Here is a 24,603-nt window from a genome sequence, read left to right on the forward strand (position 1 = left end):
TGTTTACTTGGTAGCAGTCACATGGAGCCAGTTGGTTGGCTCATTGTCATAACCGCTGCCGGTCAGTTCGGTAATTTCAATTTTGCTCCAGCCGAACTGCGCATAGAGTTCGCGCAGCCATTGTTCTGAAGGGTAGTTGTAGAACCGGTCGAAGCGATCACGGCCTTCCGCTTCACCCGCTTTATAACTGGCATAGAAGGTGCCGGATGGTTTTAAGGCTATGTGAATCTTACCGATAATGGCAGGCAAGGCCGCGCGCGGAACATGCAACAGGCAGGCATTGGCGAAAATGCCGTGATATTGCGCCTGCGCGTCAATATCTTCAAATAATAGCACGCCGACCGGATGGTTAAGGCGTTTGGCGGCCTCTGCGGCAAGTTCCGGAGTGCCGTCTGTCGGATGCACATCATAACGGCGATCCAGCATATAGCGGCTATCCTGACCGCCGCCGCAACCGAGTTCCAGAATAGAGGCGCCGGCAGGCAGGTGCGCAAGAAACTGATCAAGCTGAATGACGGCCGGTTCACGTCTGCGCGATGCATAAGTTTCAGCTTCGCGGGCATAAAAACCAATCGTGTCCGTATCTTTAGCAGTCATATGCAATCCTTCAATCTCTTGACTGTTTATACGCGCTTTTAAGCTCTTTTACGGACTTGTAAATCCGTGGGGTGAGGGGGCGAATGGAGCCAATAAAAAGCCGGACTGCTGAACAATCCGGCCTTTATAAAATTTTTGATAGTTCCGATCACATAACCAGAATTGGCGTCTTATTTGGAACGCGGTCATAGAGATCCATGACGTCCTGATTGACCATGCGTACACAGCCGGACGAGACGGCTTTACCGATCGACCACCATTCAGGATTACCGTGGATACGATACAGTGTATCAACGCCGTCTTTGAAGATATACAATGCACGGGCACCGAGCGGATTGTTCAGACCCGGAGCCATGCCGCCGTTGCGGGCGCTGTATTTTTCCAGTTCCGGCTGACGGCCGATCATGTCATCCGGTGGTGTCCAGCGCGGCCATTTGCGCTTCCACTGAATAACTGCGCGGCCTGACCATGAGAAACCTGCACGGCCGATACCCACACCGTAGCGCAGAGCCTGTCCGTCCTGCATCACCAGATAGAGAAAGCGGTTTGCGGTATCCACCACAACTGTACCCGGCATTTCACCGGTCGGGTCCTGTACCAGCTGGCGGTAATATTTCGGATCAATTTTTTGAAACGGCACTGCAGGAATCGCATAGCCCTCATCTTCGACAGCTGCATACATGCTGGCGTAAGGGCCGATCGCTGCGCCATTATTGACCGGAGGGGCGACGGGAGCCGGACCGCCGGTCATGTCGATCACCGGAATATTGCGGCTGATCTGTGTACAGCCTGCCAGTCCGGCAGCGGCTGTCACGGACATTGCCGACATAAAAGAACGGCGGGAGAGGGATTTTTCCATATTTAAACCAGTCTTTTCAGAGCGTTTTTAAATGATGAGTATAATACCTGACAAATGAAAACCGGCGGGGGTAAGCCGCAGATAATCTGTGTTCAGGCACGACCCGAAAGAGCCGTTAAATCAGCGCCCTAACAGGCACAGACGGAACGGTAGTGCGGCCGCAAGGCCGGAATAATGGATCTGCCGGATGGATCCGCTATTGTGAGTCCTGACAGAGAGCCTCGTATAAAACTGATGAAAAACTGCCATAATATGGCTAACAACTTATGAATTTTTAAGAATAGATAATTGCTTATATACCTGTTGCCTCATCGCAACATTATGCATTCTCTTGTTCTTGCTCATCTATTGTTCAGCAGACAGATTGCTGCTGCAACACATGGTCGCGGATTATGTGTTTGAAAGGCAGAAATTCCCATGTTTTCATGGGATAATAACTTAAAATTTCCGTGATTTTTCACAGAACTTAACTTCTCTGCATTGCCCGCGTGCCTGTGTCGGCCTATGTAGTATAGGCATGAAGACTTTGGGTGGCGGAAACTTGAAGCCGCCCACACCAAGAGGAGAAATACCATGGCTTTTGAATTGCCTGCTCTGCCTTACGACTATGATGCACTGACACCTTATATGTCCCGTGAAACCCTTGAGTTTCACCATGATAAGCATCACATGGCTTATGTAACCAACGGCAACAAACTGCTCGAAGGTTCAGGTCTTGAAGGCAAGAGCCTCGAAGATGTCGTTAAAGAAAGCTACGGCAAAAATCAGGCGCTCTTCAACAATGCCGGCCAGCATTACAACCATATCCATTTCTGGAAATGGATGAAGAAAAACGGCGGCGGCAACAAACTGCCTGCTAAGCTGGAAGCTGCAATCAAATCCGATCTCGGCGGCTACGACAAGTTCCGCGAAGATTTCATCGCTGCCGGTGCCGGTCAGTTCGGTTCGGGCTGGGCATGGCTGTCGGTTAAGGATGGCAAGCTGGAAATTTCCAAGACACCAAACGGCGAAAACCCGCTGGTACACGGCGCGACCCCAATTCTTGGCGTCGACGTATGGGAACATTCCTACTACATCGACTACCGCAATGCGCGTCCTAAATATCTCGAAGCTTTCGTCGATAGCATGATCAACTGGGATTATGTGCTTGAGCTTTTCGAAAAAGCATAAGCTGAATTGACTTAGCTATCCGGCGCCGTCTGTTCTCAGACGGCGCCATTTTTATTTCAGCGCTTCAATGACTATTTCTACCTGTTTGAGGCAATTATGCAGTTGAGAAAGCTCTGTCGCGAAGACTGGCAATGGATACAGCTATGGTTTCAGGATGAGTATCTTAATGCTGAGCTGGGGCCGCTGGATGAAGAGTGGCTTAATCATGTTCTCAATGAAGTTGGGGGCGTTCAGCTGGTTGTTGAATGCGGAGATAGACCTGTTGGTCTGATTGGTTGCGTTTGGGGGAATGGCACGGACCTGCCTCATGCCATAACAGATATTGCCGTTGCGCCTGATCTGCGCCGTACAGGTTTGGGGCAGAGGATTGTTGCAGAGGTTATGAACTGGGAGGGGCATCCGCTTGCCCGAAACTGGGTAGCCTATGTGGCACAGGATAATGACAGGGCATGCCGGTTTTTCATACATATTGGCTGGAAATATTGCGGAATTGAGGATGAAATGCACTGTTATCAGCTGGCTATCCCGGTACGTTCTTAAAATAAACTGATCTGAGAGCGGCCTTCTCCGCATTTTTCAGACTTATTTTTATTGTTACAAAAAATTAATACGCCAACCTGACGTTTTTATAGATATTCTAAATACCAACACTATAATAATTCTAAAATAGCGCTCAGCATGTCGCAGCTAAATGGGTGCATTTAGCGTTCGCGAACATGCGACAATTATAAAACTGGAGCGAGCGCTATGGCTTCGATTAAATGAGACACGCTCCAGGCACGATTGTACTGAGAGCGCTGTTAGGAAACAGGTATTTCAGATTAAAGGACAAGGTTTATGAAAAAATCTTTGGCGGTATTTTCTGCTTTATTCATGCTGACAAGTGTTGCTTCAGCTTCACCGGTTGCAGATCGTCAGGCGCTGATGAAAGACGTTGGCCGCTCAATGGGTGTTCTTGGACCTGTGATGAAAGGTGAAAAGCCTTTTGAAGCAGAAGCAGTACAGGCCGCTCTGGAACAGCTGAAAGCAGACGCCGTTAAGATGGACGCTGATACCATGTTCCCTAAAGGCTCGGAAAGCGGTGACACTGCTGCTGCGCCAAAAATCTGGGAAGATGAAGCCGGTTTCAAAGCTGAGATTGAAAAATTCCGCACAGCAACTGCCGCTGCTGCCGATGCCAAACCGCAGGATATTGATGCTCTGCGCGTTGCAATGAAAGATGTTGGCGCGAGCTGCGGCACTTGCCATCAGGCCTACCGCGTAAAGAAATAAGTGATTTTGCCTGCACGTGCTCTGTCATGTGCAGGCTTTCTGAATTTTTGCCGGTGCGCAGTCCGGTACCCATGAATTTGGACAAGAGCTTGATATGAAACGTAAATTGATATCCGCTGCTTTGCTTTGTGCTGTTACCGGTGCCGGTGTGTTCTGGTTTCTGACGCAGCCTGTGCATGTTGACCGCACGGCACTGGACAAGCTGGCGGCAGGGGATGTCAAAAACGGCGAGCATGTTTTCTATGCAGGTGGTTGCGCATCTTGTCATGCGGCACCCGGCGCTACGGGCGATGCGAAGCTTGTGCTGGCGGGCGGGCATGAGCTGAAGACTGATTTCGGCACATTTATCGCACCGAATATTTCTCCTTCCTCTCATGGCTTGAAAGATTGGACATTAGGCGAGTTTGCCGATGCCATGCTGGAAGGCGTGGGGCGCAATGGCGAACATCTCTATCCGTCTTTTCCGTATACATCCTATACACGGATGAAATTGCAGGATGTGGCGGATCTCTACGCCTTTATGGAAACTTTGCCAGCCTCGGATGAAGCATCAAAGCCGCATGAACTGGGCTTTCCGTTCAATATCCGCCGCGGACTTGGTCTGTGGAAAATGCTTTACCTGAATAATGCGCCAGCTGTTGCATTGAATAATCCGGATGAACAGCTCAAACGCGGACAATATCTGGTTGAAGCAATGGGGCATTGCGGCGAATGTCATACACCGCGCAATGCTTTGGGTGGCGCAGATACGACACAATGGCTGGCTGGCGCACTTTCTGCGGAAACAGATGCACAGGGTAAACGTGGTATTGTACCGAATATTACCAGCGGTGAGGGCGGGATTTCCAGCTGGAGTGCCAGCGATATTGCCTATGGTCTGGAGAGCGGATTTACGCCGGATTTTGATTCTATGGGCGGCTCCATGACCGATGTGATTGCCAATACATCCAAACTGACAGCAACAGATCGTGAGGCAATTGCTGCCTATCTGAAAGCTATTCCTGAGCATAAGAATGGTTATTCTTCTCAGTAGTTTAACTGGGATTTATCCTCACAGTTTTGTCATCGTTTAAATCGGATGCAATCCTTTAGTATCATGGCGGGTGTGATAGTATCTGTCTGCGGAAGCACAATGCTGTTATGATCCGCAATGTTATAAGGTCAGTCTGTCTGGACTGCGTTCCGGCTGACGCAACCGACCGGAGGATGCAAAATGCAAAACAATAAAACCCAGCAAAACAGTGGTGCATGTCGCACAGTTTACGTAACCGAGCTGACAGATGGTATTCTTGATCCGTCGCGCCCGATGCTCGGACCTGTTGCCGATGGCGGTACGATTATTGCTAATACGGCTCCCGGCTGCTGGGGCCCGATGATTACACCTGCCATTCGTGGCGGCCATGAGGTTACACGACCGGTAGCTGTGGAAGGTGCGGAAATCGGTGATGCTATTGCTATTCGTATCCGCTCGATTGTTGTGACCTCGAATGCCACGGCATCCGGCTCGGACAGTGTTGTTGCCGGTCGCAATAATGGCGACCCGTTCTGCGCAGCTGTTTGTGCGGAATGCGGCACAGAATGGCCTGCAACCCATATTGAAGGCATCGGCCAGAGCGCAATCCGCTGCGATAAATGCGGTGCGGATGCTACGCCGTTTAAGATTGAAAACGGCTATACAATTGTTTTTGACGATGCACGCAGCATTGGTGTGACGGTCGGTAAGGACAGAGCAGAAGCAATGGCACCGGATGCCGCCAAGATCATGGCGCTGCCGGATACATCCATGCAAAATCCGGTCATGACTTTTGCACCGGCCGATCTGGTTGGTGTTGCCACGCGTTTACGTCCGTTCCTCGGTCAGCTTGGTACAACGCCGTCCAAAGCAATGCCGGATTCCCACAATGCCGGTGATTTTGGTTCATTCCTGCTCAATGCACCGCATAAATATGCCCTGACACCGGAAGAGCTGCTGCGCAATAAAACCGACGGCCATCTGGATGTGAATACTGTGCGGCAGGGTGCAGTACTGATCTGTCCTGTTAAAGTGCCGGGTGGCGGTGTCTATCTTGGCGATATGCATGCATTGCAAGGCGATGGTGAAATCGCCGGTCATACCTGTGACGTTGCCGGTGTGGTGACGCTGGAAGTCAGTGTGATCAAAGGTCTGGCTATTGACGGGCCGCTGTTATTCCCTGTGGCTGATGATGTGCCTTATCTGGCACGTCCGTTGAATGCAGTTGAAAAACAGCGTGCCGAGGCGCTCGCAAAAGCCAATGGTCTGGCTGAAATCGAGCAGGATGCACCGATCACTGTGATCGGCAGTGGTGCAACGCTGAACGAAGCTACCGATAATGGTTTGAAACGGGCAGCCGATTTGTTCGGTGTAACTGTGCCAGAAATCATGAACCGCGCAACAATGGCCGGTGCAATCGAGATTGGTCGTCATCCGGGGATTGCGCGCGTGACTTTCCGCATGCCTTTGAAAAAGCTTGAGGAAAAAGGCTTGGCCGGTTTTGCCCGTTCGCAATATGACCTGAAGTAAGCAAGCACCTTATCAGAATAAAAGAAAAGCACCGGAATTTCCGGTGCTTTTTATTTGACGCCTTTTACGGGAAAATTATTCCCATTCCATCTCGCCTTTAATGACCTTTGCACCTAGTTCAAGGCTGGAGGTGCCACCAAGATCAGGGTAGCGTTTTTTCATGGCGGCAATCAGCTCTTCGCTGTTTTGGGCTTTTACCTGTTCCTCTTCAAAAGCAACCAGATAATCCCTGGTGAATGACACAGCAGACATATCTGTTTTGGAGCCGGCAGTCATATGGGCTGGCACGACAATTTCAGGATTACGGGCAGCAATTGCATCAAGCGTTTTAATCCATGCCTGACGCTGCTCTGCCTTTGGTGTATCAGCAAGCCAGACATGCTCACCGGCGGTAATTAACACGCCACCGAATACAGCTTTCAGGGAAGGTACCCAGAGATAGCGACGGTTCGGCATATTCTCCGCATCAATAATCTCAATCTTTTTTCCTTCGAGATCGAGTTCTTTGGCATCAGAGACTTCAGGGATAACCACATCCGCCAATGTCTGCGGGCCGTTCTCTTTGAGCTGAGGGCCCCAGACTTTCAGCTTGCCTTCCACATTACCTTGAATGGCTTCAACTGTTGCAGGTGCCGCAATCACTTTCGCATCAGGAAAGGCGGTTTTGACAGAGCCGAGGCTGAAGTAATAATCAGGATCACTCTGGCTCACATAGATTGTGGTCAGTGTTTTGCCGGTCGCTTTGATTTTCTCTGCAAGGGCTTTACCGTCTGAAAGTGTAAAGCCGCCATCAAGGAGAATGGCCTCTTTTTCACCGGTCAGCAGAACGGGCGTGCGGAGAAAACCGTTCTCATCTGCCTGAAAGAACTGCCAGTTCAATGCTTTCCCATCTTGAGCATGGGCTGCAGATACGGAGAGGGCGGATGTTGCAAGTGTTGCGGCAAGAGCTGCTTTGGTCAGAAACTGCGTTGCAGCTTTGAAAATTGTCATGGTCGTGTCCTTCACCTGAGAATGAATATCGGTGAAGCGAAAATTAAGAAGCAAAGCGCCTTTGACAAGAAGGCATGTGAAAATCCGCAGGTTACATCAAGGTAACCAACCCTAGGCGAAACGCAGGATTTGTCGGGTTTTTAGCAAATCCTGTTTTGTTTCTTCATTGTGAACACAGTGTATAATGCACGGTTTTAGCGTTTCAGACATTTGGCAGCACGTGGCAGACCGGCGCTATAGAGGCTTTGCATCGTGTAGAGCCAGCCTTTGCACTCTTCCATAGAGCTGAAACAGCGATAGCGGTTGATAGATTCAGGATAGTCGCTGCTGACAAAAGCGCTTTCACCAAATCCCTGAAAGATCCCGACAATAGTACCGCTACCACGTGGCGGCGGATTGCAACGCTGGCCTGCATATTCACTGACATTTTTACGCACGGCTGCCTCTGCTTGCGGTGCCGGTATTGCCAGTAATGCGGCAATACTCAAAGCGCTGAGAGCAGTCCGCAGAGGTATGCTGAAGCGAGGTTTCGCAGATATAAAGGGCATGGCTTAATCCTTCCCTGTTGCAAAAGATCAAAGCAGCATCGCTGCCTGCTTTGATCTTTATTACTTTATGCGCCTGTTATAGCTTTCCTGCAACTTTAAGCGCGAAGGCGTAAATATAGGTGACTTCTTCCAGCTGGGAGAAGCGGCCGGAAGCACCGCCATGACCGGCATCCATATTGATTTTCAGTAATACAGGGTTGTGGCTGGTGGTTTTGTCACGCAGTCTTGCAACCCATTTTGCTGCTTCCCAATAGGTCACGCGCGGGTCGGTCAGACCTGCGGTTGCCAGTACCGGCGGATAGTTTTTCGCTTCTACATTGTCGTAAGGCGAATAGGCAGCAATGGTACGGTAGTCTGCTTCCGATGCAATGGGATTGCCCCATTCGGGCCATTCCGGCGGTGTCAGCGGCAGGCTGTCATCGAGCATGGTGTTGAGTACATCGACAAACGGCACATCGGCAATAACGCCGCCAAAAGCTTCCGGTGCCATATTGGTGATCGCGCCCATCAGCATGCCACCGGCAGAACCGCCATGGGCGATAATGCGGTCATGACTGGTGAAGCCTTCAGCCACCAGATATTTGGCTGCGGCAATGAAATCCGTGAAAGTATTGACCTTGTGTTCACGCTTGCCGTTTTCGTACCAGGCAAAACCTTTGTCTTTGCCGCCGCGAATATGTGCAATGGCATAGATAAATCCGCGGTCAACCAGCGACAGGCGTGAGGTGGAAAAACTGGCAGGAATTGTGCTTCCATAAGCGCCGTAGGAATAGAGCAAAGTCGGAGCTGTGCCGTCCAGCGGCGTGTCCTTATGAGCGAGAATGGAGACCGGTACGAGTTCACCATCCGCAGCAGGTGCCAGAAGGCGACGGGTGACATAATCATCAATCACATGGCCGCTTGGTACTTCCTGCGTTTTCAGCAACACGCGTTCACGGCTGGCCATATTATAATCGAAGAGCTGGCTTGGTGTGGTCATCGATGAATAGGAAAAGCGGATAACGTCGGTATCATATTCAGCGCTGCCTTGCAGACCGAGAGAATAGGCTTCCTCATCAAAAGCAATCGCATGTTCCGCACCGCTTGCCCGCTCGCGGATAACAATTCGCGGTAAGCCGTTGTTGCGCTCCAGCCAGACCAGATGATTTTTATAGGCAGCAATATCCAGAATAATAGTGCCGGATTTCTCGCCGACAACTTCAGTCCAGTTTTGTTTTTGCGGCGCGCTGACCGGTGCAGACATGATTTTGAAATCTTTGGCACCGTCAATATTGGTCAGAATATAGAAGACATCGCCGCCCTCGGTCAGACTATATTCAATGCCGGTCTCACGCGCGGCTACAAGCTGTGGTTTGGCCTGCGGATCATTGGCCGGTATCAGCCAGATTTCCGAGGTTTCGTGATCCTGAATATCGATGAAGACATAATCATTCAAAGAACTGCCGGAGACATTCATGAAGAAGCCGGCGTCTTTTTCTTCATAGATCAATGTATCTTGTGCCTGTTCAGTGCCGATGCGGTGATAGAACAATTTGGCAGGGCGATGATTGTCATCCATTTCGACATAGAAGATGCCTTTGCTCTGCGCATCCCACACGGTACCGCCTGCTGTGGCCGTCAGGAGATCACTGCGATCTTCAAACGAAGTCAGGTCGCGGATTTTAATGTCATAGAATTCCGAGCCTTTGGTATCTGCAGACCAGGCAAGCTGGCTGTGGTCCGGCGAGTAATCCAAACCGCCAAGGCTGAAATAGGCAAGGGATGCAGCTTCTTTATCGCCGTCGATCAGAACGGTTTTATCGCCGCCATTGCGTGGCGTTCTGAAATATTGCGGATGCTGGCCGCCGGTGACATAGGAAACGCCATAGGCATAAGCGCCGTCTTTGACTGGAATACTGGAGTCGTCTTCCTTGATGCGGCCTTTCATCTCTGCAAACAGGGTTTTTTGCAGGTCTTTGGTGTCGGCCATCAATGCGGACTGATAGGTGTTTTCTGCTTTCAGATGATTGAGAATTTGCGCATCAAGCAGCGACGGCTCGCGCAGTACATCTTGCCAGTTATCCGCACGCAGCCAGTGATATTCGTCATGGCGCGTAATACCATGACGCGTATCACTATAGGGTTTCTTTTCTGGTGCTGGAGCGGTGTGTTGAGCGAAAGAATGCTGGTTCATACTATTTCCGGTATTTGTGGCTAACATGAAGAGGGCTGAGAAAATGATGCCGATCATGTTTCAGTAAAGTAAAGAGCGGTGCCGTTCATGCAATAACGCAGGCCTGTCGGGGCAGGGCCATCGGGAAAGACGTGACCAAGATGCGCATCACAATCTGCACAACGGATTTCCGTGCGGTTCATGCCATAAGAGAAATCCTCAAAAGCATTGACGGCTTCTGCTGCTGCCGGACGTGTAAAACTCGGCCAGCCGGTGCCGGAGTTGAATTTATCATCTGACTTGTAAAGCAAACGGTCGCAGCAAATACAGTGATAGGTGCCGTGGCATTTCAGGTCAAAATCAGGGCTTGAGAATGCACGCTCTGTGCCGTGCTGACGGGTGATTTTATATTGCTCCGGTGTGAGCTGCTCACGCCATTCCGCATCGGTCTTTTGTACTTTCAGCGGGCGGGGATAAAGATCTTTCTCGGACAAGGTCATTCTCCTGTCATTCAGAATGTATCCCTCAGACAAATCATCTTCGGGATAAGAATTAAAAGATGTGCGTTGATCTGATCCAATCAGATATGGCGACACTGTGCAGTGCAATTTTTACAATATATGGGGATATTAACTGCTTTTTAAAAGGTGAATATGGCGCTGTGCAGTCTAAATCGAAAAGGAATTTTTTATTAGATTTATCTAATTTTAAATGCTCTGATCGTTGTTATTGTTACATATCTGCCGTTTTGATTGGTAAGATAAACTTGTGTTTATGAGGTTATGACGAAGAAGTGTTGTATAAATGATTGTTTTTCATAATCTGCCAGAAAAATGACTTAATATAGAAATAATCATTTTTTTGATAAAGCATCTTATCCTGATGATAGTGTTTTATATCGTTATATTCGTTGAGTTCTATTGGTTGTTGTTTCAACAGATGAAGTTCACAATTTTTTGTGAATTTGTTTTCAGGGATTTAAACTGGAACATCATTTACATCATGTGTGCGAATGGTGATTTCGAAATCGGAATTCTTGAGAGAAAATAGAAAAATTTTCTATTTTAGGCAAATTCGCAGATATTCATTCCGGCAGGTGTGAAGATTGAAATTTTATCAAACAGTCAAAAAGCGTACAGAACTTAACATTATTGTAAAATAAATTGACATTTTGCAATTTTTATAGATATGAGAAGATCATTGGGATGGTATGCACATTTTAAACTGGTTGATTGTTGAGCGGACGGAATTATTATATATATAAAGTGCTTTTCCAATCAGCAATATATAGATGAAGGAAGTATAATGGAACATCCAGAGACTGTAGTTTCTGCCGACGAACTACTGCTCAGTCTTACAGCTGATGTTGTCGCTGCTTATGTCAGCAACAACTCCATCCGTGCCGGCGAGTTGCCAGCATTGATTGCTGATGTTCATGCTGCTTTTGCGCGTTCCGGTGTTCGCGAAGAAGTTGTTGCAGTTGTTGAAAAGCCGAAACCGGCAATCAACCCTAAAAAATCAGTGCACGACGAGTATATTATTTGCCTTGAAGACGGCAAAAAATTCAAGTCGCTCAAGCGTCACCTGATGACCCATTATAATCTGACACCGGAACAGTATCGTGAAAAGTGGGATCTGGATCCTAACTATCCGATGGTTGCACCAAGCTATGCTGAAGCCCGTTCTCAGCTTGCTAAGAAAATGGGTCTGGGTCGTAAGCGTAAAGCTGCCTGATCAGAACTGTTTTTCTGAGACTATACAAAAGCAGCGGTGTAACAATATCGCTGCTTTTTATTATAAATAATTGATGGGTTTTTTTGTATTTTACATAGTCTGCTGCTGCATACGACTATGTACGCAATTATCTTTTGCGATCATATTTAAGATACGTTGTTGCACTTGTTTCAGTGCAATATGGCGATTGATATCGTAACTCCAGTGTTTGTTCAGCCCTTTTAATCTTTCTCTTTTGATAAGCCTGCTTAACCTGGATACAATGCTTGCCTTGGTCTCGGTCGATGCTGCTGTTATTTGCAAGAGATCTATCCCGCAACTCATTTGTAAAGCAAAAGACTGCGCTGCTTGCAGTGCATCTTCTCTGCGTTTTTCTATAAAGACTTGTCTGTCGTTTTGCAGGGTTTGTGACATTGCTCCGCCTCTTGTTTGGTGAGGCGAATGATAGGTGAGGAAAAATGAACGGGGATAAGCAGATTTAAGTAATATTATGTTTTAAATTTAATGGAATTAATATTTTTTTATAAAGAAATATGTATTGTTAAATTTATTTATTGCAATTAATAAGTTAGATTTATTTTGAATATTTCATATTAATTGCAAATTATTGATATGTTTTTTATATTTAAAATAAATGGTTTGAATTTATCCCCGTATAATCTTTTTACCTTAACCATATGTCATCTACGGAGGGCATATGTTGAATAATTTTCCTGATTTTCTATCTGGCCGTACCGATACGCTCATCGTTTTACGTAGCTTCCCGACAGCTGCACAGAGATCTTTCAACAGAGAAGAGAATAACCGCAGCATAATGGGGGAAGTAAACCGGAAAATGCGCATGACAGATGATGCGCTTTATCTCGCAGAGCTGCTGTCTCATAATCATAAGTTAAAGCGGCAGGGCAACAATAATGAACGCCAGCAATATGCGTGGACCCTGTGTGGTGCGCTACTCTCTTTATTGTCCGTTTTCTTTCAGGTTTCATTAAAAGAATTACGCAGTGCTGAGCGGGGCAACAATCATGTTGCCCGGATCCGGCAATTCGGCATGTATATCGCACATACGATGTTCGGACTTTCTATGTCTGAGGTGGCCGGTGCTTTCTGTCGTGAGAGAACGACAGTGAAACATGCCTGCCATCTTATTGAAGATATGCGGGAGAATGAAAAATTCGACCGCAATGTCAGTGATTTTGAATATCTGGTTCGTTCCCTCTATCCGGGTGTAGGGGGGATTGCGGAATGACAAAGCAAGGTCTTGGTTCGAATAGTGTCGATCAACACGTTGTTTTGCGTGTGTTGCGTTTCTTGCTCAAATCCGCAGCTCTGCCGGAGACGAGTACAGATCAACAGCGCTGGCTGCTCGTGAGCGAGCAGGGCGGCACGATAGCCTGTGATAAGCTGGTTTTGGAGGCATTAAAGTGTTCCGCATTCATCAAAATGCAAAGTGGGAAGGTTGTTTTATCTGTGGTAGGGCGTGAGTTTCTGCAAGAACTTAAAAGAGCTGCTAATTCTGTGTATAAAGATGTTGCGGTAAATAGCGCCGGGATTGCCGTCAATCATGCTGAGTCTCCGCTCGCACTGCTCTATCGCAAGAATAAGCAAACAGGTCAGCGTTTTCTCAGCGATGAGGAGTTTCAGGCCGGAGAGCGTCTGCGTGCAGATTTCACACGGGGCAATATGTTGCCGCGCATAACGGCTAATTGGGAGGCAGGCGTTACAAAACGCTCCCGCGGTGAGCAGGGCGCACAGGCAGAACTGAGCGATCATGCGCTGGATTGTCGGGACAGGGTTGAGAAAGCGCTGAAAGCTGTCGGACCCGAATTATCCGGTGTTCTGCTGGATATATGCTGTTTTCTGAAAGGGCTGGAGCTGGTTGAACGTGAGCGGTCATGGCCGGCACGCTCTGCAAAAATGATGCTGAAAACTGGTCTCAGCATTCTCCATCGCCATTATACGGCTGGACGCAAGACGGATAAGTCAGAAGCGCCTGTCTATCATTGGGGAACACCTGATTTCCGTCCGTCCCTGTAAGTGATTGCACGCTTCCAACGGAGACGCGCAAATATAGCATTTGCGAGCCAAAAGTGCGAAGCGCCTCCGCAGGGAAATCAGTTCGCCGGACTGATTTTTTTCCTGCTGCGATGCGTCGGATAATGCGTAAAAACTAATAGTTACAGCGGTTCCAACGATTCAGTCTTAACTGGGGCCGCTGTATACTTTTAGGCTGCGTTTTGCAAAGCGACTTGAGCATCATGGCGAACGCGCTGCACCATGGAGCGCAGGCCATTGGATCGCTGTGGCGTCAAATGCTCATCAAGCCCGAGGCTCTTGAGGACATTTTCCGCATCAATTTTCAAAATCGCCGATGCTGTTTCACCGGAATAAAGCGCCAGCAAGATAGCGACCAGACCGCGCACAATATGGGCATCGGAATCGCCGAGAAATTCCATTACCGGATCCGCACCTTGTCCCTGCGTGGTTTTCAGCCATACCTGACTGACACAGCCCGGAACTTTATGATCCGCATCACGCGCATCTTCCGGATAGGGCTGCAAATCACGTCCGAGTTCAATCACATAGCGGTAGCGGTCTTCCCAGTCGTCAAGAAACTCAAAGTCCGAAGCAATCGTGCTGATCTTTGAATTTGTCATAGGTCTCTCCGCATCTTTATCAGTCATGCGCGGCTTATAGACCATTTTAATCGCAAAGGGAAAGTTTTCAGATAGGTACGTTTATCGCGGGCGCGGTGTAGGCACCGGAATTCTAACAAGAACAGATTGTGTGGCTGGTGACTGCACCGGCTGTTGCTGAGCTACTGGTGCTGGTGTTGAAAAACTGCCCAAAGCATCTTTGGCGCGCAGTAATGCCTGTTCGCCGGCCTGTTGTGCGGTGGCTTTTCCAGCCATGCAGATCGCAGGGTTGCGATCACAAAATGTGCTGATTTCCTGCAGGGTTTTACCCGCTTGTAACCATTGCTCAACCAAATCCGCAGGCGCATTCTGATCAGGCTGCGTTTGGGGCGTGGTCTGTACTGCACGACTGCTTTGGGGCTGTAATGCAGGATTATCGGCCTGCTTTCCCATAATGCCAGGCATTAGCAAAAAGACGCCTCCCAGCCAGAAAATACATTTAAGCAGAAATCTCATGATCTGTGTTCCTGCCCGTTTACATTCTCTCGTGGGTGGTTGATCTCAGCAAATATATGAAATTCGTAATATTCATATATCTATAAAGCATAATCCTGTTGTCGCTATTAATATGGGCGGTCTTTCAGCACATTTCCCAGCATCGGACATATTTCTGAAGATTCTGATAAAATGTCTTTACAGCGCTTCCAGTTAAGACTGAATCGTTGGAATCGCTGTAACTATTTGTTTTACGCATTATCCGACGCAAAACCGCTTCGCACTTTTGCTGGAAATGCTCTAACATTGTCTTTCCGTGTTTAAGTGCTGGAAATATTCCGTTTACCATAGACACAGAAGCTGCCTGTTTTTCGTGTAAAAAAGGCTTTGCGGCCTGTCTTGGGGGCGCGTTTTATCTATTCCTTAAAGTCTCAGCGTCCATTCTGTCATCGTCCGGTGACTGTTCCTTCATGTGTAAGAAGTGCGGCAGTTGAAGTGAGATTGTGTCAGAGTGAGTGTGCTGCGTGTACGGCATTTATGCGAAAACAATGAAAATGATTAAAGGCGGTATGAACAATGCCGTGACGGATCATAACCTGTTGGCGCAGACCCCGTTTGTGCAGAATGGTGTGAAAGCGCATATTTCCTCTAAAGCTGAACATTTTTCTGCGTCCGATCTGCGTCCGGCTCTGCTGCTGTTCCCGTTGTTTCTGGCAATGGCCTTCTACAGCATTTTCCCGTTAATTTCTTTGAATGCATTGCTTGTCACTGCATTATCTTTCACTGGTGTGTCGGTGTTGATGCTGGCTGCACAGGCATCCGGTATCCGTAACAGCCTGACCGGTATTGTCGCCCTGTCTTTCTACAGCGCTATTCTGGGATTCATGGCTTTGTTCGCTGGTGCTGATAATGCTCTGGTCTGGGCAATGGTGCTGGCGCTGCCGCTGGAACTCTGGCTGGTAACCCGTCATCGTGCTGCGGTCATGGCTGGCGGCGTGATTGCCGCTGCATTAATCGCGCTGTCTCAAGTTAAAGGTGTCAATACACAACTGGCATTGCCTGCCGGTGTGTCGACAACCTTCCTGTTTATCTATGCCGGTGCATTGCTGATGCGCGTATTACGCGTCTCTGTAGCTGCCGGTGTGAAGACACAGCAGCCTGTGGCTCAAGGTCATGCCGACAGCGATCTGGAAGCCGCATTGGATGCGCTGGTTATTCGTCTGGATCAGGATGGCCATATCCGCTCCTTGTCAGATCGTTGTGTTGAACAATTCGGCGTGGATCGTGCAGTGCTGAATGGCACATTACTGCTGGATCGTGTGCATGTTGCCGACCGCGTGCAATATCTCGCTTTTCTGGATGGTTTGAAGCACGGCAATGCTTTAATGAAGCTGAGCGGTAAGACGGAAATTCGTCTGCGCTGTGTCGAAGTTGCCGGTAAAACTGAACAGCCGACAATCTATTTCAATATATTTGAAATCGAAGGGCAGGTTAAATCTGTTGCTGGTCAGATGTCGGAAGGTTTTCTGATTGTTGCGCGTAATATCGCGCAGGAGCAGGCTGTGCAGCAGCAGATCATGCAGCAAAGCACAGCGATTGAGAACCTTGAAACCTCGCGCGGTCGTCTGCTGGGAACAGTAAGCCACGAACTGCGCACACCGCTGAATTCGATTATCGGTTTCTCCGATCTGTTGCTGCATGATGTGGCTGGGCCATTGCAGAGCGAGAAGCAGCGTGAATATATCGACCTGATCCGCAAATCCGGCAATCATTTGCTAGAAGTGGTCAATGGTATTCTGGAAGCATCGCGTGTGGAATCCGGTCAGTATCCGGTACAGCATGAGCGTTTCTCAGTGCGCGACAGCGTGACAATGTGCAGCTCTATGCTGATGCCTTTGGCAGAGAAAAAAGGCGTTATTCTCTGTGACCGCATTCATCCGGATGTAACGGATATGATCGCAGACCGCCGTGCTATTCGTCAGATTTTGATTAATCTGGTTTCCAATGCGATCAAATTTACAGATCGCGGCGGCTGCGTGACGATTGAAGTCATGCCGGATATGATGAAGCAGGCCTATGCAGGCACACAGCAAAATCTGGTTATCTCGGTTTCTGATACCGGTATTGGCCTTGAGGCGCATGAGATTGAACGTCTTTGCCAGCCTTTCAGCCAGATCAATAATACGCAGACCCGTATGCAGGAAGGCTCCGGTCTTGGTCTCTATGTGGTGAAAGGGCTCGTTAGCCTACATCAGGGAGAGATGGATATTCGCAGCCGTAAAGGTCAGGGCACAACTGTTTCTGTAACCTTGCCACAAAGTCTGCCGCAGCAGGTTGTGGATAATGGTGTGATGGTTGCAGGTCAGGCCGCAAATCAGGCACCATTGCAGCCTATGATGCAGGCGGGGCGTGTTTCAACAGATATTCGCAGCGCTCTTGAACAAGTAAAGACAGCAATTATCAATCTTCAGGCCGGTGAAACTGAAGGTCATCAGACCGCAGCAGGACAGGCAGAAAGTAGTTATGACGGAAAGACAGAGCCGCAGCGGTACGAAACGCAAGGGGACTTCCATGCGCAAAAACGCAAAACGGCGTAGTTTTGGCAGACGGTTTTTTGATGCTTGCCTGACCGGTGTGTCACGCATGGCGCTGGCTGCCGGTGATCTTGTAGCGCGTAATCCTGTGGTTGCCGGTGGGGCAACCGCATTTCTTGTGACGCTTGGTTTTGTTGCCAGCAATGCGATCTGGTATCAGCCGCAGGCGCATGATGGTGTGTTCTTTAAAACGCGCCCTGAACAGGTTTTTCGCGCGGTTGCAAAAGATGACAGTGAGGCCGCGCGCCGTATTACAGGAAATACCGCGCCGCAGGAAACTGTGCGTCAGATTGCAACCACAACACCTGAACAAAATCAGCCGCAGGCTGTTGCGACTTTACCGGACACTACAGTTGATGGCGGTGATCTGCCAGCTTTGGCGCCGAACGGCGACAAACAGGTTGCGATCCTGCAATATAATCTGAAGCAGCTTGGTTTCTATAGTGGTAATGTCGATGGTCTGACTGGACCGCAAACCCGCGCGGCACTGGAGCAGTGGCAAAGCGTGCAGGCAAAACTTACACCGGAGCAGGCACCAGTTCAGACAGTTGCAACCAAGCCTGTTGAAAACAAAATGACGATTGCTGAAGCAATCTCTGTGGCAGTGCCGGAAGCACGTCCGGAACACAGTTCTGCCCGCTCTGTACCGGTTGCGGAAAAACGGCCTGCACCGATCATGGTCAGAACGGAAGAAAAGCCCGTTGTTCAGCCTGTACGCACGCAACCCCAACAGCAGGAAAGAACCGCTTCCGTTGAACCGGTTGCTGCCAGAGCGTCCGGTGGGCAGGCGGTCTCTGCTGAGGAGCTGGTGCGAATTCAGGCCGGTTTGAAAGCCTTCGGTAATGATATGGTAGTGGTGGACGGTGTTCCGGGTAAAACCACGGAAGATGCAATTCGGGAATTCCAGAAATTGTTCCGTCTCAATGTCAGCGGTAAACCTGATTCTGAACTGATCGGCAAAATGCGCGAAATCGGCCTTATCAGCTGATTTGACGGGAACAGGTATTTATACTGATGCGTCTGACGAGTGAATTCTGGGTTTCCGCATTTATGCGGCGTATCCGCCAAGCCGATGGTTTTGCCTATCTGGTAAGGCGCGGTGCAACGGAGGCCGGTGCGATCTTTATCAAGATACGTGATCGTGATGGTCATTTTGATCTGTATATGCCTGCACCCCAGAGCGAATATGATCCGGAGCGTGCGGATGAGCGCCGCTTCATTCTTTACAAGCAAAGTGATGACGAGCAATTGCTCAATGAACAGCTTGAGAAGGAACTACGCTTTGACCCTGACCTTTGGCTGGTCGAGGTGGAAGACTGCACGCAAGCTGCAGAATTACTGAACAGCGGATTATAAAAAAAAGCCCGGTTTTACTGGGCTTTTTTGTGCTGAATAGTGCTGTCGCTATTGGCGGCATGGGTGAAGCTGTCTGTTGCATTCTCCGCCATATCGCGCAATTGGTTGCGCAGCTTTTCATTCACATCATCGGCTTTCCAGCGTCTCACAGCAGCGGAAGCCTGCTCAGAGCTGATCGAGCGATAAATATGGACGAATTCACGTAATTGCTCACGTTCACCGTGGATAGTGCCCAGAACGGCTGTGAGGATCAGATAAGTGTCCTGTGCGGTCAGGCCGATGGCTTTGAGTGCCAGCGGCAGCTGTGAGTTCGGCCAAGTCCCGATGATTGTCTCAGCGCGCATATAGCTGACATCCAGTGCATCCGCGAGCGCTGTACGGAACAGGCTGTTATCAATCAGCAATGCCATATCGATGAGATGCTCAGCCAGTGCCGGACGCAAATAGGACGTCAGCGATAAAGCGCCGAGATCATGAGTGGCAAATGTCTGTGGTGCCTGAGCCTGCGTATTGGCAGAGCGGAAGGACGGAATGCTTGCCGGTGAACCGGCAGGCGCTTTGCTGGCCGATGGTTCACTGGTCGCCGGAGCAGAAGCATAATGCATGCTTTGCACTTCCGGCTCTTTCGCTTCAACCACGACAGGAACTACGGGCAGGGGTTGTTCAGCATTCAGTGCCTGTTTGATGATCTCATCATCATAATTTTCTAAAAGCGGCAGCAACAGCGGATCAACCGGTTGGCGACGTGCAATCACACGCGCATGAGACAGACCGTTCTTGTCGATAATATCCATAAAGTCGCCGGTCTTAAGGATCGGGGAGCGCAGCAGCAATGGTGCGCTGACTTCGATATTATCATTGGCCAGAGCCAGAACCAGTTTGCGCGGCGCAGCATCATGCTGCGCTAGAATAGCTGAAACCTGTCGTTTGGCGCGTGGTGTTGCAGTTTCCAGTAATGGCAGAGCCAGATCTTCAAATTGCTGGCTGTCGTGGCGTGTCGGGCGTGTCAGGGAGGTAAAGCCTGCAACAGTTGCGGCCAACAGATCGTCGGTCTTGTGGTGTACGGAATGACCACTTCCGGATAATGTTTCCAAAGCGCGGAATTGATCAGTGGTCACGCGTATTTACCCCTTTTACGCTTACACAACACGAATAAAACAAGAATTCCCGTCAAAAACACGGGCAGATAATGTGCACTCTAAGGGACAACACTTAGCAATCAATTAACCATCGGAGATTTTAGGGTAAATTCCAGTTTAATTAATCAAAAATTGAGAGGTTTGCCGGTGCTGGTTGTGACCGTTCAGTTCTCCAGAGAAACGCTCATACATTCAGCGGATTTCAGAAATTCACTGACTTCATCACGCCATGTGGTATCCGGCTCAAAAACACGCAGAACAACAATACCTTCGCTGGCAGTCTGATTAACCAGCACTGATTGCTCAAGCTGTTGCGGCATGCTCTGTTCGAGCAGGATTTTTTGCAGCGGTGAGACAAGCAGCAGGTCAGTTACCGGAGATACCTGATCATTAAGGCTGAAGGTAATATCGCCCTGATGATTATAGAGCGCCAGCGACCAGAACGGTACTTTACCGATAGCACTGATATGAACAGGTCCGTTCGACAGATCAAAGCGGCAGACCGCACTGCGCATCAGCGGGTCGCTGCGCATAGCCCAGTTTTTACCTTCCAGCGGGTGGAAAGTTTCCGGCGGGCCTAATTGTTCCACGCGATTCCACAAAGTCTCCGAAGCATAGGACGGAACCAGCAAGATAACCGTAATATGGACAATCGCGGCTCCGAGCAGGCCGAGCAGCAGGGCATAAAGAAGCTGCAACAGGGAATATCTCATCGGACCGCTCCTTTGCAAGCAATCCGTTTTAGCTCAGGCATTTGCGGGTTCTCAAAGCCGACCGAACTACCGAGCGCGGTGTCATAGAGTGTCATTATCAACTGATAGGGGCGGGTCGCGTTGATCGCCAGCCAGTTGCCGGATTGTGCATCGGATGAAACAGAAATGAGCAAGCTGGAATCATCGCGATACCAGATCATCTGGCTATGCAATGCCTGCGGCAGTCCTTGTTTGCTTAACAGAGGATGGTCGGTTAGGTCGCTGGCGTGAAGTGTCCAGAAACGTGAGGGCGGTACCTGACCTTGCAGACTATAGTCACAGCGGGGATCAAGCTTTGCACCATCCGTATCATAGCGCAGCACAAAGCGTTGTCCCTCTGCTGCGCCAAGCGGCAACAAAGCAGCACGGCTGCGCTGCGCACGGGCATAAGGGTCGGCATCTGCGCTGCCATAAAGGGGCGATGCTTGCCATTGGCCGATGGTCAGATGGTTAAAACCTTCAAAATTATTGAGAGCATAAAGCGCACTGGCTGTGCCGCCTGCAAGGGCGATGGCACAGATCACGATTGTCAGAAATATGGTTCTGATATTGCTCATACAGAATCTATAAAACATGTCCGGTTAACATTGCCTGTCATTCTGTCATAACAGGCTTATTAAAATGAGCTTCAGAGTAAGGTGATGGTTGTGCGGAGTTGCTGCGGCGTTTCGTAAGTGCGAAACTTCTCGTTCAGACCACGCATGAAACGGGTGGTTTCCGAAGAAAGAACGCGCGGATAATCCGGCACTGCGTTTTGTGGTTTGTCACCGTTGCTCGTGTTGTTCTGTGCCACCAGTTTCGGATCAGTTGCAGGCGCCTGTTTAGGAAACGGATTGCTGATGCCCGGAATTGGTTTCAGATCAATATTCTGATGCGCCTGCATCATCATCATCTGCCATGTCATGGCCGGAATAATACCGCCGGTCAGATTATTCATCGGCGCATAGCTGTCATTGCCAAACCAGACGGCCGCTGTGTAATTGCCGGTATAGCCGACAAACCACGCATCGCGATAACTCTGTGTCGTGCCAGTTTTACCAGCAACGCGGGTCATCGGCAGAGCCGCACGCCGCGCAGTACCGCGCTCCGGTACCTGAACCAGCATGGAGTTCATTTCAGAGGCTGCTTTTTCCGACAATACGCGTTTTGGCTCCGGTGTGTCGCGTTTAAAGTCCCAGAGAATTTTGCCTGACGGATCAGAGATTTGCACAATACCGTGACGCCTCCCTGCAAAGCCGCCATTGGCAAAAACGCTGAAACCGGTTGCCTGATCCATCACTGTCATGCCGGATGTGCCGAGCACCATAGTTTTGTGATCGGATATTTCTGATTCAATGCCCATGGCTTTGGTCAGCGCCACAATCGGCTTGGTAGTCAGGTAGTCTTTGGCAAGGCGTACCGGCACCGTATTATAGGATTTGACCAGTGCAGTTGTGAGGTCAACACGACCGGCAAAGGAACGTCCGTAATTGCGCGGCATCCAGTTGCCCCATGCAATCGGCGCATCGGAAATGATCGTGTTCGGCGTCAATCCCTTTTCCATTGCGGCAGCATAGACATAGGGCTTGAACGAGGAGCCGGATTGCCGCAAGGCTTTGGTTGCACGGTTGAACTGGCTCATCCCATAGTCGCGGCCACCGACAATTGCACGTACAGAACCGTCATCGGCAATCACCACGGTTGCAGCTTCGGTCACTTTATACTCAGCACCATATTGGCGCAGATGAAATTCAATCGCGTCTTCCGCAGCTTTCTGAAGATTGCGATCCAGCGTGGTACGCACAACCAGATTATGCTGCGGAATAGAGCGGGTGATTTTCTTCACCTCATCAAAAGCCCAGTCCAGAAAATAATCGGGATTATCGCCTTTGGCGCGGTCAACAACACTGGCCGGATTGCGGCGTGCATAGGCCAACTGACCTTCGCTCATGAAGCCCGCATCGGCAAGGTTGGACAATACAACATTGGCGCGGGCGCGGGCGGCTGGCAGATTAACATGCGGTGCATATTTCGCCGGTGCCTTGAAAAGACCTGCAAGCATGGCGGCCTCGGCAAGATTGACGTCTTTTACGCTCTTGCCGAAATAAAATTCAGACGCCGCCGCAATGCCGAAAGTACCGCCGCCCATATAGGCACGGTCAAGGTATAGCTGCAGAATTTCCGTCTTACTTAAATTGGCTTCGAGCCACAGCGACAGAAAAGCTTCATTGATCTTGCGCTTCAATGTTCTTTCATTGGACAGAAACAGATTCTTGGCCAGCTGCTGGGAGAGGGTGGAGCCGCCCTGAACCACACCATTAGCGCGCATATTTTGAGTGAGCGCACGGCTCAAGCCCCAGAAGTCGATACCGATATGTTCAAAAAAACGACGGTCTTCAGTTGCAAGAACGGCCTTGATTACATGATCCGGCAATTCGGCAATCGGAACCGCATCGCGGTGCATGATACCGCGCTGACCGATTTCATTGCCGTAGCGGTCTAAGAATGTAACGGCATAATCGTCCTGCGCACGCCAGTCTTTTTTGGTTTCTTCAAAAGCCGGCATGGCGAGTATCAGCATCACCACGCTACCCAGCACACCTAGTGTGAAGCCTTCATCGGCAATTTCAACGAACAGGCGTTTCCAGCCGCGCACACGAAACTTGAACGAAAACAGACTGGCGCTTTTCCAGAAAGACGCAAAAGCCGAGCGCAAACGATACAGGCTGTTATCGAGCCAGGCGTCAATCGCCATCAGAAACGGGCTGCGGGTAAGGCGGCGCGCTTTCTTTTTCGGCAAATTATTGTCAGCCTGCTTGTTCATTACAGGAAAAGCCCGTTTTTATTTAAATTGGAGTTTATAGCATTTCCAGCAAAGGTGCGAAGCGGTTTTGCGTCGGATAATGCGTAAAAACAAATAGTTACAGCGGTTTCTACGATGCAGACTTAACTGAAGCCGCTGTAACGAACCCATTCTACCACATTCTTATGAATGACCAATAAAACAGAAGTGCCAAGGAAGGGTTTAGAAATATGCTTAATCAGGGAAGGTGTGATATTTCAAAATGTTAAATATCTTACTGATTGAGCAGGTAAGAATGTGTGTCGGAGAGGATAAAAATAGGAATTTTATCCTTGACTGCGTGACGGTGTTGCAGTAGCTTTCAGATACAGTCAGAGAAGTGTGGCTGAGACAATTCAATAGAATTTGATGGGGCGTAGCATTTGGTGCTGCGCTTTTTTGTTTTGAAATTCTGAAACCGGTTATGCGTTTGGAAAAGAACGGAGCCGGTGCAATCGATGCCAAAAAATATCGGGCCGGAAAACAAAGAGACGACAAAGCTGCAACATAATGCGGCTCATGAGCGTTTGCAGGTGCAGGCTGTTTATCGTTTGCAACGGCGTTACCGGATTGCCGGACAGGACATGGCTTTTCTGTTAGGGCTGCAACCGGACATCTACCTCAGGCGGTTGAAAAAGGCAGGGCTGAACAGCAATGCAAATAGCCCGCCGCAGCTCGATATCGAAGACCTGCTGATTAAAATTAATACGGAATTGCAAAACTTCTCCAAAGCCGATGGCCTGCCGGAAAAGAGTGCGGTTGAAGCTTTGGCGTCATTGGCAAAAGCGGTGAAGAGTATCAGCGAATTGTCCAGGGAAACACGGGCAGAGCAGGCCGGAAGCCAGCCGGAACAAGGCCGTGAGACAGGCGGTGTGAAGCCGGAGGATGTGCGTGAAGCCCTCAGCATCATCAGCGCCAGAATTACCGAACTCCGATCTGCTTGAAC

The 24,603-nt window shown here is 49.5% G+C and carries 25 protein-coding genes; 12 read left to right on the forward strand and 13 right to left on the reverse strand.

Annotated elements, in window-relative coordinates; all coding sequences use genetic code 11:
- Positions 1-3: 3 nt before the first annotated feature.
- Positions 4-597, reverse strand: a complete 594-nt coding sequence (locus DFR47_RS01410) for a class I SAM-dependent methyltransferase (protein ID WP_113942627.1) — start codon at positions 595-597, stop codon at positions 4-6.
- A gap of 148 nt (positions 598-745) precedes the next feature.
- Positions 746-1,456, reverse strand: coding sequence for a L,D-transpeptidase (locus tag DFR47_RS01415; RefSeq protein ID WP_113942628.1), 711 nt, complete (start codon positions 1,454-1,456; stop codon positions 746-748).
- A gap of 573 nt (positions 1,457-2,029) precedes the next feature.
- Here DFR47_RS01415 and DFR47_RS01420 point away from each other — a divergent pair.
- The 5 genes from DFR47_RS01420 (at position 2,030) to DFR47_RS01440 (ending at position 6,440) form a co-directional block, all read left to right on the forward strand.
- Positions 2,030-2,626, forward strand: coding sequence for a superoxide dismutase (locus DFR47_RS01420; RefSeq protein WP_113942629.1), 597 nt, complete (start codon positions 2,030-2,032; stop codon positions 2,624-2,626).
- A 96-nt stretch (positions 2,627-2,722) separates the two neighbouring features.
- Positions 2,723-3,166 (forward strand): GNAT family N-acetyltransferase, encoded by a 444-nt coding sequence (locus tag DFR47_RS01425; protein WP_113942630.1) that lies wholly within the window; start codon positions 2,723-2,725, stop codon positions 3,164-3,166.
- Between the two features lie 297 nt (positions 3,167-3,463).
- The gene (locus tag DFR47_RS01430; protein WP_113942631.1) at positions 3,464-3,898 is read left to right on the forward strand and encodes a c-type cytochrome; all 435 of its coding nucleotides are present in this window, start codon (positions 3,464-3,466) and stop codon (positions 3,896-3,898) included.
- A 94-nt stretch (positions 3,899-3,992) separates the two neighbouring features.
- Positions 3,993-4,931 (forward strand): cytochrome c, encoded by a 939-nt coding sequence (locus tag DFR47_RS01435; protein WP_113942632.1) that lies wholly within the window; start codon positions 3,993-3,995, stop codon positions 4,929-4,931.
- 180 nt (positions 4,932-5,111) lie between these two features.
- Positions 5,112-6,440, forward strand: a complete 1,329-nt coding sequence (locus DFR47_RS01440; RefSeq protein ID WP_113942633.1) for an acetamidase/formamidase family protein — start codon at positions 5,112-5,114, stop codon at positions 6,438-6,440.
- 75 nt (positions 6,441-6,515) lie between these two features.
- On the opposite strand, the gene DFR47_RS01445 is transcribed toward DFR47_RS01440, so the two are convergent.
- The 4 genes from DFR47_RS01445 to msrB all read right to left on the reverse strand — a co-directional run bounded on the left by DFR47_RS01445 (position 6,516) and on the right by msrB (position 10,630).
- On the reverse strand, positions 6,516-7,430 hold the full coding sequence (locus DFR47_RS01445; protein WP_113942634.1) for an MBL fold metallo-hydrolase: 915 nt from the start codon (positions 7,428-7,430) through the stop codon (positions 6,516-6,518).
- 194 nt (positions 7,431-7,624) lie between these two features.
- Positions 7,625-7,978, reverse strand: coding sequence for a metallophosphoesterase (locus tag DFR47_RS01450; protein WP_113942635.1), 354 nt, complete (start codon positions 7,976-7,978; stop codon positions 7,625-7,627).
- A gap of 76 nt (positions 7,979-8,054) precedes the next feature.
- Positions 8,055-10,151, reverse strand: a complete 2,097-nt coding sequence (locus DFR47_RS01455; protein WP_113943173.1) for a S9 family peptidase — start codon at positions 10,149-10,151, stop codon at positions 8,055-8,057.
- Between the two features lie 53 nt (positions 10,152-10,204).
- Positions 10,205-10,630 carry a peptide-methionine (R)-S-oxide reductase MsrB gene (gene msrB, locus DFR47_RS01460; RefSeq protein ID WP_113942636.1) on the reverse strand — a complete coding sequence of 142 codons (426 nt, stop codon included), beginning with the start codon at positions 10,628-10,630 and terminating at the stop codon, positions 10,205-10,207.
- An 805-nt stretch (positions 10,631-11,435) separates the two neighbouring features.
- On the opposite strand from msrB, the gene DFR47_RS01465 reads away from it, so the two are divergent.
- On the forward strand, positions 11,436-11,864 hold the full coding sequence (locus tag DFR47_RS01465; RefSeq protein WP_113942637.1) for a Ros/MucR family transcriptional regulator: 429 nt from the start codon (positions 11,436-11,438) through the stop codon (positions 11,862-11,864).
- 90 nt (positions 11,865-11,954) lie between these two features.
- Here DFR47_RS01465 and DFR47_RS01470 read toward each other — a convergent pair whose 3' ends face one another.
- Positions 11,955-12,278, reverse strand: a complete 324-nt coding sequence (locus DFR47_RS01470) for a cytoplasmic protein (RefSeq protein WP_245416405.1) — start codon at positions 12,276-12,278, stop codon at positions 11,955-11,957.
- Between the two features lie 283 nt (positions 12,279-12,561).
- Between DFR47_RS01470 and DFR47_RS01475 the strand changes: the two genes are divergently transcribed.
- The gene (locus DFR47_RS01475; RefSeq protein ID WP_113942638.1) at positions 12,562-13,113 is read left to right on the forward strand and encodes a helix-turn-helix domain-containing protein; all 552 of its coding nucleotides are present in this window, start codon (positions 12,562-12,564) and stop codon (positions 13,111-13,113) included.
- Complete coding sequence (locus DFR47_RS01480) at positions 13,110-13,901, forward strand: DUF6456 domain-containing protein (protein WP_245416406.1); 792 nt, start codon at positions 13,110-13,112, stop codon at positions 13,899-13,901. The genes DFR47_RS01475 and DFR47_RS01480 overlap by 4 nt, the downstream gene beginning before the upstream one ends.
- A gap of 188 nt (positions 13,902-14,089) precedes the next feature.
- On the opposite strand, the gene DFR47_RS01485 is transcribed toward DFR47_RS01480, so the two are convergent.
- The gene (locus tag DFR47_RS01485; protein ID WP_113942639.1) at positions 14,090-14,521 is read right to left on the reverse strand and encodes a SufE family protein; all 432 of its coding nucleotides are present in this window, start codon (positions 14,519-14,521) and stop codon (positions 14,090-14,092) included.
- 81 nt (positions 14,522-14,602) lie between these two features.
- Positions 14,603-15,016 carry a DUF5330 domain-containing protein gene (locus DFR47_RS01490; RefSeq protein ID WP_113942640.1) on the reverse strand — a complete coding sequence of 138 codons (414 nt, stop codon included), beginning with the start codon at positions 15,014-15,016 and terminating at the stop codon, positions 14,603-14,605.
- A 527-nt stretch (positions 15,017-15,543) separates the two neighbouring features.
- Between DFR47_RS01490 and DFR47_RS01495 the strand changes: the two genes are divergently transcribed.
- From DFR47_RS01495 to DFR47_RS01505, 3 genes are read left to right on the forward strand one after another with little or no spacing between them, the layout of a single operon-like run.
- Complete coding sequence (locus DFR47_RS01495; protein ID WP_113942641.1) at positions 15,544-17,592, forward strand: PAS domain-containing sensor histidine kinase; 2,049 nt, start codon at positions 15,544-15,546, stop codon at positions 17,590-17,592.
- Positions 17,567-18,577 (forward strand): peptidoglycan-binding domain-containing protein, encoded by a 1,011-nt coding sequence (locus DFR47_RS01500; protein WP_113942642.1) that lies wholly within the window; start codon positions 17,567-17,569, stop codon positions 18,575-18,577. Before DFR47_RS01495 ends, DFR47_RS01500 begins: the two co-directional genes overlap by 26 nt.
- Before the next feature lie 26 nt (positions 18,578-18,603).
- Entirely contained in the window at positions 18,604-18,945 is a 342-nt protein-coding gene (locus tag DFR47_RS01505; protein ID WP_113942643.1) for a DUF1491 family protein, read from the forward strand.
- Between the two features lie 14 nt (positions 18,946-18,959).
- On the opposite strand, the gene DFR47_RS01510 is transcribed toward DFR47_RS01505, so the two are convergent.
- From DFR47_RS01510 to DFR47_RS01525, 4 genes are all read right to left on the reverse strand, one after another.
- Positions 18,960-20,063 (reverse strand): DUF2336 domain-containing protein, encoded by a 1,104-nt coding sequence (locus tag DFR47_RS01510; RefSeq protein WP_113942644.1) that lies wholly within the window; start codon positions 20,061-20,063, stop codon positions 18,960-18,962.
- Between the two features lie 185 nt (positions 20,064-20,248).
- Complete coding sequence (locus DFR47_RS01515) at positions 20,249-20,797, reverse strand: DUF1254 domain-containing protein (protein WP_113942645.1); 549 nt, start codon at positions 20,795-20,797, stop codon at positions 20,249-20,251.
- On the reverse strand, positions 20,794-21,393 hold the full coding sequence (locus DFR47_RS01520) for a DUF1214 domain-containing protein (RefSeq protein WP_170137418.1): 600 nt from the start codon (positions 21,391-21,393) through the stop codon (positions 20,794-20,796). The genes DFR47_RS01515 and DFR47_RS01520 overlap by 4 nt, the downstream gene beginning before the upstream one ends.
- A 71-nt stretch (positions 21,394-21,464) precedes the next feature.
- Entirely contained in the window at positions 21,465-23,570 is a 2,106-nt protein-coding gene (locus DFR47_RS01525) for a transglycosylase domain-containing protein (protein ID WP_245416438.1), read from the reverse strand.
- 545 nt (positions 23,571-24,115) lie between these two features.
- Between DFR47_RS01525 and DFR47_RS01530 the strand changes: the two genes are divergently transcribed.
- Positions 24,116-24,601, forward strand: a complete 486-nt coding sequence (locus DFR47_RS01530; protein ID WP_113942648.1) for a hypothetical protein — start codon at positions 24,116-24,118, stop codon at positions 24,599-24,601.
- Positions 24,602-24,603: the final 2 nt, after the last annotated feature.

This window comes from Pseudochrobactrum asaccharolyticum, assembly GCF_003314995.1.
GTDB lineage: Bacteria > Pseudomonadota > Alphaproteobacteria > Rhizobiales > Rhizobiaceae > Pseudochrobactrum > Pseudochrobactrum asaccharolyticum.

Excerpts from the sequence above, each read along its gene's own strand:
- DFR47_RS01410 (WP_113942627.1), bottom strand. The coding sequence starts at position 597 with ATGACTGCTAAAGATACGGACACGATTGGTTTTTATGCCCGCGAAGCT.
- DFR47_RS01415 (WP_113942628.1), bottom strand. The coding sequence starts at position 1,456 with ATGGAAAAATCCCTCTCCCGCCGTTCTTTTATGTCGGCAATGTCCGTG.
- DFR47_RS01420 (WP_113942629.1), top strand. The coding sequence starts at position 2,030 with ATGGCTTTTGAATTGCCTGCTCTGCCTTACGACTATGATGCACTGACA.
- DFR47_RS01425 (WP_113942630.1), top strand. The coding sequence starts at position 2,723 with ATGCAGTTGAGAAAGCTCTGTCGCGAAGACTGGCAATGGATACAGCTA.
- DFR47_RS01430 (WP_113942631.1), top strand. The coding sequence starts at position 3,464 with ATGAAAAAATCTTTGGCGGTATTTTCTGCTTTATTCATGCTGACAAGT.
- DFR47_RS01435 (WP_113942632.1), top strand. The coding sequence starts at position 3,993 with ATGAAACGTAAATTGATATCCGCTGCTTTGCTTTGTGCTGTTACCGGT.
- DFR47_RS01440 (WP_113942633.1), top strand. The coding sequence starts at position 5,112 with ATGCAAAACAATAAAACCCAGCAAAACAGTGGTGCATGTCGCACAGTT.
- DFR47_RS01445 (WP_113942634.1), bottom strand. The coding sequence starts at position 7,430 with ATGACAATTTTCAAAGCTGCAACGCAGTTTCTGACCAAAGCAGCTCTT.
- DFR47_RS01450 (WP_113942635.1), bottom strand. The coding sequence starts at position 7,978 with ATGCCCTTTATATCTGCGAAACCTCGCTTCAGCATACCTCTGCGGACT.
- DFR47_RS01455 (WP_113943173.1), bottom strand. The coding sequence starts at position 10,151 with ATGAACCAGCATTCTTTCGCTCAACACACCGCTCCAGCACCAGAAAAG.
- msrB (WP_113942636.1), bottom strand. The coding sequence starts at position 10,630 with ATGACCTTGTCCGAGAAAGATCTTTATCCCCGCCCGCTGAAAGTACAA.
- DFR47_RS01465 (WP_113942637.1), top strand. The coding sequence starts at position 11,436 with ATGGAACATCCAGAGACTGTAGTTTCTGCCGACGAACTACTGCTCAGT.
- DFR47_RS01470 (WP_245416405.1), bottom strand. The coding sequence starts at position 12,278 with ATGTCACAAACCCTGCAAAACGACAGACAAGTCTTTATAGAAAAACGC.
- DFR47_RS01475 (WP_113942638.1), top strand. The coding sequence starts at position 12,562 with ATGTTGAATAATTTTCCTGATTTTCTATCTGGCCGTACCGATACGCTC.
- DFR47_RS01480 (WP_245416406.1), top strand. The coding sequence starts at position 13,110 with ATGACAAAGCAAGGTCTTGGTTCGAATAGTGTCGATCAACACGTTGTT.
- DFR47_RS01485 (WP_113942639.1), bottom strand. The coding sequence starts at position 14,521 with ATGACAAATTCAAAGATCAGCACGATTGCTTCGGACTTTGAGTTTCTT.
- DFR47_RS01490 (WP_113942640.1), bottom strand. The coding sequence starts at position 15,016 with ATGAGATTTCTGCTTAAATGTATTTTCTGGCTGGGAGGCGTCTTTTTG.
- DFR47_RS01495 (WP_113942641.1), top strand. The coding sequence starts at position 15,544 with ATGAAAATGATTAAAGGCGGTATGAACAATGCCGTGACGGATCATAAC.
- DFR47_RS01500 (WP_113942642.1), top strand. The coding sequence starts at position 17,567 with ATGCGCAAAAACGCAAAACGGCGTAGTTTTGGCAGACGGTTTTTTGAT.
- DFR47_RS01505 (WP_113942643.1), top strand. The coding sequence starts at position 18,604 with ATGCGTCTGACGAGTGAATTCTGGGTTTCCGCATTTATGCGGCGTATC.
- DFR47_RS01515 (WP_113942645.1), bottom strand. The coding sequence starts at position 20,797 with ATGAGATATTCCCTGTTGCAGCTTCTTTATGCCCTGCTGCTCGGCCTG.
- DFR47_RS01520 (WP_170137418.1), bottom strand. The coding sequence starts at position 21,393 with ATGAGCAATATCAGAACCATATTTCTGACAATCGTGATCTGTGCCATC.
- DFR47_RS01525 (WP_245416438.1), bottom strand. The coding sequence starts at position 23,570 with ATGGCGATTGACGCCTGGCTCGATAACAGCCTGTATCGTTTGCGCTCG.
- DFR47_RS01530 (WP_113942648.1), top strand. The coding sequence starts at position 24,116 with ATGCCAAAAAATATCGGGCCGGAAAACAAAGAGACGACAAAGCTGCAA.